The organism is Pseudomonas sp. ADAK21 (assembly GCF_012935735.1).
Taxonomy (GTDB): Bacteria; Pseudomonadota; Gammaproteobacteria; order Pseudomonadales; family Pseudomonadaceae; genus Aquipseudomonas; species Aquipseudomonas proteolytica.
Genome location: NZ_CP052857.1, coordinates 5,854,039 through 5,867,086, shown reverse-complemented (window position 1 = coordinate 5,867,086; position 13,048 = coordinate 5,854,039). Strand labels below are relative to the sequence as shown.

Annotated in this window: 13 protein-coding genes; 9 read left to right on the top strand and 4 right to left on the bottom strand. The window is 62.7% G+C overall.

Features of this window, described 5'->3' with window-relative positions; all coding sequences use genetic code 11:
- Window positions 1–933, bottom strand: a complete 933-nt coding sequence (locus HKK57_RS26410) for a LysR family transcriptional regulator (RefSeq protein ID WP_029293089.1) — start codon at window positions 931–933, stop codon at window positions 1–3.
- 116 nt (window positions 934–1,049) lie between these two features.
- On the opposite strand from HKK57_RS26410, the gene HKK57_RS26405 reads away from it, so the two are divergent.
- From HKK57_RS26405 to HKK57_RS26390, 4 genes are all read left to right on the top strand, one after another.
- Entirely contained in the window at window positions 1,050–1,541 is a 492-nt protein-coding gene (locus HKK57_RS26405; protein WP_178121282.1) for a DMT family transporter, read from the top strand.
- Between the two features lie 4 nt (window positions 1,542–1,545).
- Window positions 1,546–2,001: a DMT family transporter gene (locus HKK57_RS26400; protein WP_070995228.1), complete on the top strand. Its 456-nt coding sequence runs from the start codon at window positions 1,546–1,548 to the stop codon at window positions 1,999–2,001.
- A 90-nt stretch (window positions 2,002–2,091) separates the two neighbouring features.
- Window positions 2,092–2,262 carry a metallothionein gene (locus HKK57_RS26395; RefSeq protein WP_029293082.1) on the top strand — a complete coding sequence of 57 codons (171 nt, stop codon included), beginning with the start codon at window positions 2,092–2,094 and terminating at the stop codon, window positions 2,260–2,262.
- Window positions 2,263–2,332: 70 nt separating this feature from the next.
- A complete protein-coding gene (locus HKK57_RS26390) occupies window positions 2,333–2,749 on the top strand; it encodes an SRPBCC family protein (RefSeq protein ID WP_029293080.1) in 417 nt (138 codons plus the stop codon).
- A 9-nt stretch (window positions 2,750–2,758) separates the two neighbouring features.
- On the opposite strand, the gene HKK57_RS26385 is transcribed toward HKK57_RS26390, so the two are convergent.
- Together HKK57_RS26385 and HKK57_RS26380 are read right to left on the bottom strand one after the other, a co-directional pair.
- The gene (locus HKK57_RS26385; RefSeq protein ID WP_169391128.1) at window positions 2,759–4,147 is read right to left on the bottom strand and encodes a sensor histidine kinase; all 1,389 of its coding nucleotides are present in this window, start codon (window positions 4,145–4,147) and stop codon (window positions 2,759–2,761) included.
- Window positions 4,125–4,808, bottom strand: coding sequence for a response regulator transcription factor (locus tag HKK57_RS26380; RefSeq protein WP_029293076.1), 684 nt, complete (start codon window positions 4,806–4,808; stop codon window positions 4,125–4,127). Before HKK57_RS26380 ends, HKK57_RS26385 begins: the two co-directional genes overlap by 23 nt.
- A 379-nt stretch (window positions 4,809–5,187) precedes the next feature.
- Here HKK57_RS26380 and HKK57_RS26375 point away from each other — a divergent pair, with 379 nt between their 5' ends.
- On the top strand, window positions 5,188–6,075 hold the full coding sequence (locus HKK57_RS26375) for a hypothetical protein (RefSeq protein WP_092235530.1): 888 nt from the start codon (window positions 5,188–5,190) through the stop codon (window positions 6,073–6,075).
- Window positions 6,076–6,219: 144 nt separating this feature from the next.
- On the opposite strand, the gene HKK57_RS26370 is transcribed toward HKK57_RS26375, so the two are convergent.
- Window positions 6,220–7,125, bottom strand: coding sequence for a MurR/RpiR family transcriptional regulator (locus HKK57_RS26370; protein WP_029293072.1), 906 nt, complete (start codon window positions 7,123–7,125; stop codon window positions 6,220–6,222).
- 241 nt (window positions 7,126–7,366) lie between these two features.
- Here HKK57_RS26370 and HKK57_RS26365 point away from each other — a divergent pair, with 241 nt between their 5' ends.
- The 4 genes from HKK57_RS26365 to iolD all read left to right on the top strand — a co-directional run bounded on the left by HKK57_RS26365 (window position 7,367) and on the right by iolD (window position 13,041).
- Window positions 7,367–9,304 carry a bifunctional 5-dehydro-2-deoxygluconokinase/5-dehydro-2-deoxyphosphogluconate aldolase gene (locus HKK57_RS26365; RefSeq protein WP_169391127.1) on the top strand — a complete coding sequence of 646 codons (1,938 nt, stop codon included), beginning with the start codon at window positions 7,367–7,369 and terminating at the stop codon, window positions 9,302–9,304.
- An 87-nt stretch (window positions 9,305–9,391) separates the two neighbouring features.
- Window positions 9,392–10,285, top strand: coding sequence for a myo-inosose-2 dehydratase (gene iolE, locus HKK57_RS26360; RefSeq protein WP_029293068.1), 894 nt, complete (start codon window positions 9,392–9,394; stop codon window positions 10,283–10,285).
- Window positions 10,282–11,076: a 5-deoxy-glucuronate isomerase gene (gene iolB, locus HKK57_RS26355; protein WP_029293067.1), complete on the top strand. Its 795-nt coding sequence runs from the start codon at window positions 10,282–10,284 to the stop codon at window positions 11,074–11,076. Before iolE ends, iolB begins: the two co-directional genes overlap by 4 nt.
- Window positions 11,077–11,109: 33 nt before the next feature.
- Complete coding sequence (gene iolD, locus HKK57_RS26350; protein ID WP_029293065.1) at window positions 11,110–13,041, top strand: 3D-(3,5/4)-trihydroxycyclohexane-1,2-dione acylhydrolase (decyclizing); 1,932 nt, start codon at window positions 11,110–11,112, stop codon at window positions 13,039–13,041.
- Window positions 13,042–13,048: the final 7 nt, after the last annotated feature.

The window sequence follows — 13,048 nt, the reverse complement described above, 5'->3', positions numbered from 1 at the left end:
TCAGCGGTCCCAGTAGGGCACGCTGCCGAAGCGTTCGACAAAAAAGTCGATGACCGTGCGGACCTTCACCGACAACCGCCGGCTGCCGGGCCACAGGGCGGCAATCTGCTGCGGCTCCAGGGTGGTTGCCACTTCGTAGTCGGTCAGTACCGCCTGCAAGCGCCCGGCGCGCAGGCTGTCGCCGATCAGCCAGGAAGGAAACACCACGAACCCCAGGCCTTGTTCGGCAGCGCGGGCCAGGGTGTCGGCGTGGTTGCCGGTGATCGGGCCCTTGACCGTGTAGGGCGTCCAGTCGCCCTGTTCGCGGCGAAAGTACCAACGCTGCTGGCCGTTCACGCCCTTGTACGCCAGGCATTGGTGATTGATCAGCTCATCGGGATGGCGCGGCGTGCCGCAGCGCGCCAGGTACTCGGGGCTGGCGGCGATGCGGTAGCGCTGGGGCGCAAAAATGCGAGCCTGCATCCCGGAGTCGTTGAGCACACCGATTCGGAACAACAGGTCGGCGCCTTCCTGCAAGGGGTCGACGTAGGTGTCGGTCTGCTGGATATCCAGTTGCAGCTTGGGGTATCGCTGGCACAACTCGGCCAGCCAGGGCGACAGGTGCCGTTGGCCGAAGACCATGGGCGCATTGATCCGCACCAGGCCGCTGGGTTCGCTTTCCTGTTCTTGCAGGGCCTGCCCGGCTTCTTCCAGCTGTTGCAGCATCAGGCGCGCATGATGCCCGAGCAAGCGCCCGGCTTCCGTGGGGCTGACCGCACGGGTATGCCGATAGAGCAATTGCTGGCTCAGGGCCTGTTCCATCAACTGGATCTGCCGGGAAATGGAGGAGGGCGCCAGGCCTTCGCGGCGTGCGACTTCGGAGAAGCTGCCGTGGTCCAGCACCGCCACAAACAGGCGCAGCGCCTTGAAACTCAACTCGTTGAAGCCCTGCATGGTCACTCCGTTCTGTGCGTGTTGCGCAAAGGTGTTGTCTGCATGCTCCCATTTATCGCACAGCAGGGCCACCGGATAATGCGCGCCATTGTTCTTCTCTGACGTGTAGGTGGTGTATGCAAACTTCTTCTCTCGAGGCCGCGACCCAGACGCCGGCCCGCCCCAAGCACCGGCTGGGCCTGCTGCTATTGCCGCTGGTGATCCTGGCGGGCATGGGCCTGTCGGTGGAAGCTGGCCTGTTGGGCCCGTTGGGCGCCCAGGTGGGGCACCTATGGGCGACCTTGAGCATCTTCGGGGTGGGTACGGCAATCCTGCTGCTGCTCCTGCTGTTCAGCGGCCCGCAAAAAGGCCCGGCCCTCAATGAACTGCCGCGCTGGCAACTGATCGGTGGCTTTCTGGGGCCGATGTATGTGGTGGTGCTGACCCTGGCCACGCCCCATATCGGGATTGCCATGACCATGATTGCGATCCTCTCCGGCCAGGTCGGCAAGAGCGTGCTGATCGACCACTTCGGCTGGTTTGGCACCGCCCGCAAGCGGGTCAATGGCGAACGCTGGATTGCGCTGCTGTTGATTGTGATAGCGCTTGTTTTGATTGCACGGGGTTAAGGCGATGAATCTGATTCTATTGTTGGTGCTGGTGGTTGCCGCAGGCGCGGTGTTGAGTGTGCAAGCGGCGATCAATGGGCGCCTAGGGCAAACCGTCGGCGTGCTGCGCAGCAGCCTGGTGACGTTCTCGGTGGGCACGCTGGTGACCGGCCTGTTGATTCTGTTCTTCGAACCGGCCCAGGCCGTGAGCCTGCTCGAGGTGCCCAAGTGGCAATTGACCGGGGCGTTGTTCGGCGTGGTGTACATGATGGTGATGGTCGGCGCGGTACCCATCGTGGGCACGGCGGTGGCGACGGTGGCGGTCATCGTCGGCCAATTGGCCATGGGCATGCTGATCGACAACTTCGGCTGGATGGGCAACACGGCCATCGAACTGTCCACTAGCCGGGTGTTGGCGATGCTGTGCCTGGCATTGGCGTTGGTGTTCATGTATCGCAGCAGTACACGCCAGGCTGATTAACGGCGCTGAACCTTGGGTGTCGGCCGGCAGTCACTGCTTAAGGTGCCGGCATTCGCTGCACCGGGACGACCATGAAAAAGGAGTCTGATCATGCCAGATCCAACCTGTGCCTGCCCTCATTGCAAATGTGTACTGGGGCAGAACGCTGTGACCAAAGACGGTAAGGGCTATTGCTGCCAGGGTTGTGCCGAGCATCATGCCCATGGTGAGCCGTGCGAGTCGGCCACCGGGTGCGAGTGTGCCAAGTCGGCCCACGGCTGACCGGCCAATAGCGCCAACACCGCCAGGCAGCGTAAGCTGCCTGACTTTCCCCCTGTCGTGGAGTTTTATCGTGGCCAAAGCAGCTGCTTGCATTGAAATCCCGGTCTCGGCCGATCAAGTCTGGCAACTGGTCGGCGGGTTCAACTCGTTGCCCGATTGGCTGCCGCTGATTGCCAAGAGTGAGCCGGGCGAAGGCGGGCGTGTGCGCCACCTGCAAACCGTGGATGGCGCGGTGGTGGTCGAGCATTTGCAGACCTTTGATAACGTGGCGCGTACCTACAGCTATACCATCAGTGAGTCGCCGTTCCCGGTCAGTGCGTATCTGGCGACATTGCAGGTTCAAGCGCTGGGCGAGCACTCGGCCAAAGTCACCTGGTCGGGTGTGTTCACCCCGATTGCCGGTGTGACCGATGCAGAGGTTGAGGAGCTGTTCAGCGGCGTTTACACCGGCGGCGTTGAGGCGCTGCGCAAAAACTTCCCGGCCTGATTGCTGTTTCTACAGAGGGGTTTGTGCGCGGCAGTGCAGGGTCAATCGCGCGCCGCCGCGCTCGCTGCTGCCGACTTCCAGTCCAAAGCCATGCAGGTTGACGATCGCCGCCACAATCGACAGGCCCAGGCCAAAGCTGCCCTGTTGCTGACCGTCACCAACCCGGTAAAAACGCTGGAACACGGCCACCCGTTCCACTTCGGGAATCCCTGGGCCGGTGTCCACTACCTCGATGCATGTGCTGCCGGCATCATTGATGCCGCGCAGCAGCACCTCGCCGCCCGGCGGGGTGAACTTGATTGAATTGCTCAGCAGGTTGGCCAGGGCCTCGAACAGCAGCGCCCGGTCGCCGATAACCGAGGGCAATGCTTCGGGGGCTTGCAACAGCAGTTCCAGCTGACCTTCTTCCGCCAACGGCAGGTAGAAGTCATGGAGTTCCTGGAGCAAGGGCAATGGATCGAACACCTGGAAGCCGGAGCGGCGTTGACGGTCTTCCAATTCGGAGATGCGCAGCAAACCGCGAAAGCGCGCCATCAACGTGTCGGTCTCGCTGATCACCTCATCGAGCTGCAAAGCCTGGGGCGAGCCGTCGGCGGTCTGCTGCTTGATCCGATACAACTGCGCACGCAAGCGGGTCAGTGGGGTGCGCAGGTCGTGGGCAATGTTGTCGCATACGCCCTTGACCTCGTTCATCAGCTTTTCGATGCGCTCAAGCATGGCGTTGACGATGGCCGCCAGCATGTCCAGTTCGTCGCGGCGGTTGGACAGCGGCAGGCGATGGGTCAAGTCGCCGGCGACGATGGCTTCGGCGCTGGCCTGGATCCCGCGAATCCGCCGCAAGGGGCGCCGGCGTAGCAGGTGCCAGCCGGCGACGCCGGGGATGATGGTCAGCGAGATTGCCCAGAGCAGGGCCTGCAGAATGATCCGGGTCACGCCCAGCAACGAGCCGTTATCGCGCACCAGCACCAGCCAGCGGCCATCCTGGGTGTGGGTCGCCACCGCATCGCAACTGCCCCGGGGCAGTTTCGGGTCGTCCGATTCGGTGCAGTTGGCCAGGGCATGGATGTGCCCGTCGAGGGGCAAGTCTGCCGGGATCTGCTGGATCGGGCCGCTAAGGGGCCGTTGTTGCCCATCGAACAGGCCATAGGCGTCAATGCCCTTCATATCGAAGGTCATGCTGGTGGCCAGGGCTTCATCCAGTTGCGCGCCCTCAAAGCGCTGGAACAGGTGCCGGCGCTGCATCAGCGAGTGGCGCGAGAGGTCGCCCAGGTAACCCGAGACTTCGTAATAGAGCACCCCCATGAGGATGCAACTCCAGGCCACGAACAGCGAGCTGTACAGGGCCAGCAGGCGGCTGCTGGAGGAGCGCCAGCCGTTAGACGGGTTCAGCAATGACATAGCCCGAACCTCGTACCGTGCGGATCAGCGGCGTCAGGCCCGGCGGGTCGATTTTCTTGCGCAGGCGGCCAATGTGCACGTCGATCAGGTTGGTGCCCGGGTCGAAGTGATAGCCCCAGACTTCCTCGAAAATCATCATCCGCGAGAGGATCTGCCCGGTGTTGCGCATCAGGAATTCCAGCAATTTGTACTCGGTGGGCAGCAGGCTCAGTGGTTGGTCGGCGCGACTGGCTTCGCGGCTGATCAGGTTCAGTTCCAGGTCGGCCACGCGCAATGCGGTTTGCGCGGTCTTGAGCGCATTGTTGCGCCGCAGCAGCACCTCGACCCGGGCCGCCATCTCGTCGGAGGCAAAGGGTTTGGTCAGGTAGTCATCGCCCCCGGCGCGCAGCCCGCGCACCCGCTCATCCACGTCGGAGAGGGCGCTGATCATCAGGATCGGCGTCGCCACCCCGAGGGTGCGCAAGGTGGTGACGATGGCCAGGCCATCGAGCTCCGGGAGCATGCGGTCGAGGGTGATCAGGTCGTAATCGCCACTCACCGCCCGCGATAGGCCCTCGCGGCCGTTGTCGACCCAATCCACGTCCAGTCCATGACTGCTCAACTCGGCGACGATCTCGCGGGCCGTCACGGCGTCGTCTTCGATGGTCAAAATGCGCGTCATAAGGGTTACCTGGTCACACGGAAGTGGGGGGCATTTTGCCAAGAAATGATCGCGAGGTTTCTAAAAGAAAATTCATGTAGGGCTCGGTCTATGTGGGAGCGGGCTTGCCCGCGATGGCGCACGGTCAGTTGATAAATAGTTGACTGATATACCGTCATCGCGGGCAAGCCCGCTCCCACAGGGGGTTGGCGGATGGCTTGGGAATGCATAACGCCCGCCACTTACGCGGCGTTCTTGCAAGTTGCATGATCCTAGGAAGTTCAACTTACTTATCTCATTGAAATTAAAAGGTTTTTATTTTTGTGGCTACTGGCACGGCGCCTGCACTGTCCCTTTTGACAGATGTAACACCATTTTTCACGCCTGGAGCACAACAACAATGATGACATCCTCATCCACTTTGCAAGAGTCGAGCACGCTCTCCGGGGTTTCCTGGGGGGCGATCTTTGCCGGGGCCGCAGCTGCCGCTGCATTGTCCCTGGTCCTGGTGTTGCTGGGCTTCGGCCTGGGCTTTTCGGCGGTGTCGCCGTGGGCCGACAGCGGCATCAGCGCCAAGGGCCTGGGCATTTCCACGATTGTCTGGCTGGCCTTCACCCAGATTGTCGCGGCGGGGCTGGGCGGTTATATCGCCGGCCGGCTGCGGGTCAAGTGGGCCAATATGCATGGCGATGAGGTGTACTTTCGCGACACCGCCCACGGCTTTCTCGCCTGGGCCGTGGCCACGCTGGTGACCGCAACCCTGGTGGTCGGCTCGGTCAGCAGTATTGTCGGTGGTGGTGTACAGGCAGGTGCCAGCGTGGCTTCGGGTGCCGCCAGCGGCTTGACCCAGGCGGCCGGCAACGCGGCCAATGGCGATGACTTCGGCTATTACGTCGACAGCCTGTTCCGCGATGATCGCCCGGCAGCGGCCAGTGATGACGCAGTGCATGGCGTGGTGGCGCGGATCTTCGCCCGCACCCTGGGCAACGATGGCCAACTGGCCCCGCAAGACCGCGCCTACCTGGCGCAGTTGATCAGCCAGCGCACCAACCTCAGCCAGGCCGATGCCGAACGGCGTGTCGACCAGGTCTACGGTGATGCCCGCAAAGCCCTGGAAGATGCCAAGTTGAAGGCCAAGCAGGCCGCCGATACCGCCAGCAAGATCGCCGCCGTGACCTCGTTGTGGACCTTCGTCGCGCTGTTGCTCGGTGCCTTCTTTGCCAGCTTCGCCGCAACCTTCGGCGGTCGCCGTCGGGATGCCGTGGTGTACCTGGAAACCATTCGTTAATTAAAGGAGAACGTCATGCGCTCATTACTGCTGTGGTTCCTCGGTGTGCCTATCCCGGTCATTATCCTGATCGCGATCTTTATGCACTGATCCACTGAGGTGCTTGATCAAGGCCGCTCCTGCATCGCAGGGGCGGCCTTTTTTTTAATCGTCAAACCCCACCTGCTCGTGAATCTCATCGACCTTCAGCTCCAGCCGGTACGCCACGGCAATAAACAGCGCCTGGCACAGGCACAGCGTGGCACTCAGCGAGCGGAACGCAAACGACGACCCTTCATTGACCAGCAACACCGTGTTGGCACGCTTGGCCAGCGGTGACAGGTTGCTGTCGGTGATGATCAACGTCTTGGCCTGGTGATGCTGGGCGATGCGCAGGCAGTGCTGGGTTTCCTTGCCGTAGGGGGTAAAGCTGATGGCGATCACCAGGTCATTGGCACGCACGCTGCGCATCTGTTCGCGGTAGCTGCCGCCCAGCCCCGAGACCAGGTGGATGCGCTTGTTGGTGTGCTGCAGGTTGTAGACCAGGTAGTCGGCCACTGCAAAAGACCGGCGCACCCCGACCACGTAGATATTGTCGGCGTTGACCACCAGGTCCACGGCTTTCTCGAAGGCGGCGTCGTCCAACTCCAGGCCCAGGCGCTCGATGCCAGACAGCGTGGCATTCACGCATTCACGGGCCAGATCGCCGGCGCTGGCTTTCTGCGACTTGTTGGCGATCATGCTGCGAATGCGCTGCTGATAGTTCTGCACCGGCGTGGTCTTGTGGGTATACGCCTCGCGAAACAGCGCCTGCATTTCACTGAACCCGCTGAAACCAAAGCGCTGGGAAAAGCGCACGATGGCCGATGGGTGGACTTCGCATTCCCGGGCGATATCGCTGATGCGATCGACCATGATCCGATCGCTCTGCTGGCTCATGTAACTGGCGATGCGCTTGAGCTGGCGGGGCAGGCTTTCGTATTCATCGGTGATCAGCTGCAACAGACGCTCGGCATTGATCGGAGGGCTGGCGAGCGTCTCGGTGGGAGCCTGCTGATCGGTGCGGGACATGGGCAATCCTTTTGGCTTGTTCTTACAGGGCAGGTGAGCGGCACCTTGCCCCTGACAATAGGTCGATGGGCGCAAGTCTACAGGGAAGGCGGCAAAAAATATCTTAATGGAATATATATTCCACATAAAATATTTATGGAATAAATATTGATTGATGGCGTGGGACGTCCTAGTCTGCATCCACCAAGAGCGTCGCCATCACGATGGCCGGCGCGGGCTGATAAAAATAACAGGAGCCAGCATGGGCCAGACTCGTTTTGCCAGTGGGCGTCAATTGGATCTGATTTGTCTTGGGCGCCTGGGCGTCGATCTGTATGCGCAGCAAGTCGGGGCGCGGCTGGAAGACGTCACCAGTTTCGCCAAATACCTGGGGGGTTCTTCCGCCAACATCGCCTTTGGCACCGCGCGGTTGGGGCTCAAGTCGGCGATGTTGAGCCGGGTCGGCGACGATCATATGGGGCGCTTCCTGGTGGAGTCGTTGGTGCGTGAGGGCTGTGATGTCAGCGGTATTACCGTCGACCCGCAGCGCCTGACGGCCATGGTCCTGCTGGGCCTCAAGGACCGCGAAACCTTCCCCCTGGTGTTCTACCGCGAAAACTGCGCCGACATGGCCCTGTGCGCCGCGGATATCCGCGAACCCTTGATTGCCAGCAGCAAGGCGCTGTTGATCACCGGCACCCATTTTTCTACCGATGGCGTGTACCAGGCCAGCCTCCAGGCCCTGGACTACGCCGAGCGGCACGGCGTCAAGCGCGTGCTGGATATCGACTACCGCCCGGTGCTCTGGGGCCTGGCGGGCAAGGCTGACGGCGAGACGCGTTTTGTTGCCGACCAGAACGTCAGCCAGCACCTGCAAGGCATCCTGCCGCGCTTTGACCTGATTGTCGGCACCGAGGAAGAGTTCCTGATTGCCGGCGCCAGCCAAGACCTGCTCAGCGCCTTGCGCACCGTGCGTCAACTGACGACCGCCACGCTGGTGGTCAAGCTCGGCCCGCAAGGCTGCACGGTGATCCATGGGCCCATCCCGGCGCGCCTGGAAGACGGCGCGATCTACCCCGGTGTGCGGGTCGAAGTGCTTAACGTGCTGGGTGCCGGCGATGCGTTTATGGCGGGCTTTCTCAGCGGCTGGTTGAACGACGCCGATGACGCGCGCTGCTGCCAACTGGCCAATGCCTGCGGTGGGTTGGTGGTGTCACGCCATGCCTGCGCGCCGGCGATGCCGACCCCGGCCGAGCTTGAGTACCTGTTCAGCAGCCCGGTGCCGATCACCCGGCCGGACCAGGACCCGGTGTTGCAGCGCCTGCATCAGGTCAGTGTGCCGCGCAAGGCCTGGAAGCAGCTGTTTGTGTTCGCCTTCGATCATCGCTGGCAACTGCTGGAGCTGGCGCAAAAAGGCGGCCAGGACCCGGCGCGGATCACTGCGATCAAGCAGCTGTTTATCCAGGCGGTCGAACGCGTGGAGGGCAAGCTGCGCGAGCAGGGCGTCGAGGCCGATGTGGGCATTTTGGCCGACCAGCGTTTTGGCCAGGATGCGCTGAACGCCGCCACCGGCCGTGGCTGGTGGGTCGCGCGCCCGGTGGAGGTCCAGGGCTCGCGGCCGCTGGCGTTCGAGCACGGCCGTTCGATCGGCAGCAACCTGATCGCCTGGCCCCAGGAGCAGATCATCAAGTGCCTGGTGCAGTTTCACCCCGACGACGAGCCGCTGCTGCGCCTGGAGCAGGAAGCGCAGCTCAAGGCCCTGTATCAAGCGGCGCAAACCAGTGGCCATGAACTGCTGTTGGAAGTGGTGCCACCCAAGGATCATCCCTCGACCTACCCGGATGTGCTCTACCGCAGCCTCAAGCGCTTGTACAACCTGGGCATCTACCCGGCGTGGTGGAAGATCGAGGCGCAGACGGCCGAGCAGTGGCGCAAGCTCGATGAGCTGATCGAGGAGCGCGATCCCTATTGCCGGGGCGTGGTATTGCTGGGCCTCAATGCCCCGGCAGATTCTTTGGCCGAGGGCTTCCAGCAGGCCAGCCAGAGCCGGACCTGCCGTGGGTTTGCCGTGGGCCGGACGATCTTCCAGGAGCCGAGCAGGGCATGGATGGCGGGTGAAATTGACGACGAAACGCTGATCCAGCAGGTGCAGCAGACCTTCGAACAACTGATCCAGGCCTGGCGCAGCGCGAGAACTTAAACACGCTCAACTGTAGGCGCAGGCAAGCCAGCTCCCACAGAAGCAGATTTCAGCAGCCTCAAGGTTAAAACAATAAAAGGTGCAGCCATGCCCGCAATCCGTATTGGCATCAACCCCATCTCCTGGAGCAACGACGACCTGCCGGCCCTGGGCGGCGAGACGCCCTTGAGCACCGCGCTCAGCGAAGGCAAGGCCATTGGCTACGAAGGTTTCGAGCTCAATGGCAAATTCCCCAAGGACGCCAAGGGCGTGGGTGATGTGTTGCGTCCCTACGACCTGGCGCTGGTCTCCGGCTGGTACTCCAGCCGCCTGGCCCGGCGCTCGGTGGCGGAGGAAATCGACGCCATCGCCAGCCATGTGCAACTGCTGCGCGACAATGGCGCCACGGTGCTGGTCTACGGCGAGGTGGCCGACTCGATCCAGGGCGCGCCGATCCGCCTGCTCGAACGCCCGCGCTTTCACAGCGAACAGGCTTGGCAGGCCTATGCCGACAAGCTCACCGAACTGGCGCGCTTTACCCTGTCCCAGGGCGTGCGCCTGGCCTATCACCACCACATGGGCGCCTATGTCGAATCCCCGGAAGACATCGACACCTTGATGCGCCTCACTGGCCCCGAGGTTGGCCTGCTGTTCGATTCGGGGCACTGCTATATGGGGGGCGGCGAACCGGTCCAGGTGCTGCGCAAGCACCTGGACCGTATCTGCCATGTGCATTTCAAGGACGTGCGCAAACCGGTGGTGCAACTGGCGCGCAACCAGATGTGGAGCTTCCCCGACTGCATCGTCAACGGCACCTTCACCGTGCCTGGCGATGGCGATATCGACTTTGCCGAGTTGCTGGACGTGCTGCTGGGCGCCGGCTACAGCGGCTGGTTGGTGGTGGAGGCCGAGCAGGATCCGGCTGTGGCGCCCAGCTATATCTATGCGAAAAAAGGCTTCGATACCTTGCGCGCGCTGTTGGATGCGAGGGCCGGACAATGAGCCTGTTGGTCAAAAGCACGCCCCGCGGGCAAACCCTGGTCGCGCTGCCGGCCGGCGGCCTGGAGTATGTGGGGTTTAGCGCTTACCGCCTGGGCCTGGGGCAAGCGCTGGCGGTCAGTGCCGACGACAAAGAGCTGTGCCTGGTGCTGCTCAGTGGTCGGGTGACGATCGAAGGCGAAGGTTTCAGTTGGCAGAACCTCGGGGATCGCCGGTCGGTGTTCGAGGATAAATCGCCGTTCGCAGCCTACCTGCCGCCAAACACGGTTGCCCAGGTGACGGCCCTGAGCGATGTGCAGATCGCCGTGTGCGCTGCGCCGGGCTCTGCTGCCGCCGGTCTTGCGCCCCGGCTGATCCGCCCCGAGCACTGCAAGCGCAGCGTGCGCGGCAAGGGCGCCAACACCCGCTATGTCTGCGACATCCTGCCCGATAGCGAACCGGCTCACTCGCTGCTGGTGGTGGAGGTGCGCACGCCGTCCGGGCATTCCTCCAGCTACCCGCCACACAAGCACGATACCGATGACCTGCCGCACCAGAGCTTTCTGGAAGAGACCTACTACCACCAGGTCAACCCGCCCCAGGGCTTTGTGTTCCAGCGGGTGTACACCGACGACCGCAGCATCGACCAGGCCATGGCCGTGGAAAACCACGACCTGGTGGTGGTGCCCAAGGGCTATCACCCGGTCAGCGTGCCGTATGGCTACGAATCGTATTACTTGAACGTGATGGCCGGGCCCAAGCGCGCCTGGCACTTTCACAACGACCCGCAGCACAGTTGGTTGCTGGATCTCTAACAACGCAAAATGCAAAAGACACGGGTGCCAAACATGACCACAACCCGATTGACCATGGCCCAGGCCCTGGTGAAGTTCCTCGATAACCAGTACATCGAAGTCGATGGCGTGCAGAGCAAGTTCGTCGCCGGGGTGTTCACCATTTTTGGCCACGGCAATGTATTGGGCCTGGGCCAGGCCCTGGAGCAGGACAGTGGCGATCTGGTGGTGCATCAGGGCCGCAACGAGCAGGGCATGGCCCATGCCGCGATTGGTTTTGCCAAGCAGCACCTGCGGCGCAAGATCTACGCCTGTACGGCGTCGGTCGGCCCCGGCGCGGCGAATATGCTCACCGCTGCCGCGACCGCCACGGCCAATCGCATCCCGCTGTTGCTGCTGCCGGGCGATGTGTATGCCTGTCGCCAGCCGGACCCGGTGTTGCAGCAGATCGAACAATTCCATGACCTGAGTATCAGCACCAACGACGCGTTTCGCGCCGTGAGCAAATACTGGGACCGCATCAACCGCCCCGAGCAGTTGATGAGTGCGGCGATCCACGCCATGCGCGTGTTGACCGACCCGGCCGAAACCGGCGCCGTGACCCTGGCCTTGCCCCAGGATGTGCAGGCCGAGGCCTGGGATTACCCCGATTACTTCCTGCAAAAACGCGTGCACCGCCTGGACCGCCGCCCGGCCACCGACGCGATGCTGCAAGATGCCGCCGCGCTGCTCAAGTCCAAGCGCAAGCCGCTGATTATCTGCGGTGGCGGGGTCAAGTACTCCGGCGCGAATGCCGCGCTGCAAGCGTTTGCCGAGCGCTTTCAGATCCCCTTTGCCGAGACCCAGGCCGGCAAGAGCGCCATCGTCTCCAGCCACCCCTTGAATGTCGGCGGCATCGGTGAAACCGGGTGTTTGGCCGCCAACCTGCTGGCCCGGGACGCCGACCTGATCATCGGCATTGGCACGCGCTACAGCGATTTCACCACCTCCTCAAAATCGCTGTTCCAACACCCCGAGGTGCAGTTTCTCAACCTCAATATCAGCCCCGGCGATGTGCTGAAACTCGACGGGGTCCAGGTGTTGGCCGATGCCAGGGTCGGGCTGCTGGCACTGGCCGACGCGCTGGGCGATTACACCGCGCAATGGGGCGAGCAGCCACACCTGGCCCGTGCGCAAGGGGATGCCGAGGTAGACCGGGTCTATCAGGCGCGCTACACCGACGCCGACTTCACCCCCGAGATCAGTGACCACATGGACCCGGCGGTGCTGCGCGAGTTTATCGAGCTGACCGGCTCCTGCCTGACCCAGAGCCAGGTACTGGGTGTGCTCAACCAGACCCTGGCCGACGACGCGGTGATTGTCGCCGCCGCCGGCAGCCTGCCGGGGGATTTGCAGCGCAGTTGGCGCAGCAAAGGGGTCAATACCTATCACGTGGAGTACGGCTATTCGTGCATGGGCTACGAGATCAACGCGGCCCTGGGCGTGAAGCTGGCGGAGCCTGCGCGCGAGGTCTACGCCCTGGTCGGCGATGGCTCCTACATGATGCTGCATTCGGAGCTGGCGACCTCGATCCAGGAGCGGCGCAAGATCAACGTGGTGCTGCTGGACAACATGGCCTTCGGGTGCATCAACAACCTGCAGATGGGCAATGGCATGGACAGCTTCGGCACCGAGTTCCGCTTCCGCAACCCTGATAGCGGCAAGCTCGATGGCGGCCTGGTGCCGGTGGATTTCGCCATGAGCGCAGCGGCCTATGGCTGCAAGACCTACAAGGTCACAACCCTTGCGCAACTGCACGCCGCGTTGGCCGATGCGCGCGGGCAAAGCGTGTCGACGCTGATCGACATTAAGGTTTTGCCCAAGACCATGATCCACGGCTATCTGTCGTGGTGGCGGGTCGGTGTGGCCCAGGTGTCCACCAGCGAGCGCACCAATGCCTGCGCCAAACAACTCAATGAACGCCTGGCCAAGGCCCGGCAGTACTGACAATAAG

Bases quoted from the DNA above. Each gene is read 5' to 3' on its own strand.
- HKK57_RS26410 (WP_029293089.1), bottom strand. From the start codon at position 933: ATGCAGGGCTTCAACGAGTTGAGTTTCAAGGCGCTGCGCCTGTTTGTG.
- HKK57_RS26405 (WP_178121282.1), top strand. From the start codon at position 1,050: ATGCAAACTTCTTCTCTCGAGGCCGCGACCCAGACGCCGGCCCGCCCC.
- HKK57_RS26400 (WP_070995228.1), top strand. From the start codon at position 1,546: ATGAATCTGATTCTATTGTTGGTGCTGGTGGTTGCCGCAGGCGCGGTG.
- HKK57_RS26395 (WP_029293082.1), top strand. From the start codon at position 2,092: ATGCCAGATCCAACCTGTGCCTGCCCTCATTGCAAATGTGTACTGGGG.
- HKK57_RS26385 (WP_169391128.1), bottom strand. From the start codon at position 4,147: ATGTCATTGCTGAACCCGTCTAACGGCTGGCGCTCCTCCAGCAGCCGC.
- HKK57_RS26380 (WP_029293076.1), bottom strand. From the start codon at position 4,808: ATGACGCGCATTTTGACCATCGAAGACGACGCCGTGACGGCCCGCGAG.
- HKK57_RS26375 (WP_092235530.1), top strand. From the start codon at position 5,188: ATGATGACATCCTCATCCACTTTGCAAGAGTCGAGCACGCTCTCCGGG.
- HKK57_RS26370 (WP_029293072.1), bottom strand. From the start codon at position 7,125: ATGTCCCGCACCGATCAGCAGGCTCCCACCGAGACGCTCGCCAGCCCT.
- HKK57_RS26365 (WP_169391127.1), top strand. From the start codon at position 7,367: ATGGGCCAGACTCGTTTTGCCAGTGGGCGTCAATTGGATCTGATTTGT.
- iolE (WP_029293068.1), top strand. From the start codon at position 9,392: ATGCCCGCAATCCGTATTGGCATCAACCCCATCTCCTGGAGCAACGAC.
- iolB (WP_029293067.1), top strand. From the start codon at position 10,282: ATGAGCCTGTTGGTCAAAAGCACGCCCCGCGGGCAAACCCTGGTCGCG.
- iolD (WP_029293065.1), top strand. From the start codon at position 11,110: ATGACCACAACCCGATTGACCATGGCCCAGGCCCTGGTGAAGTTCCTC.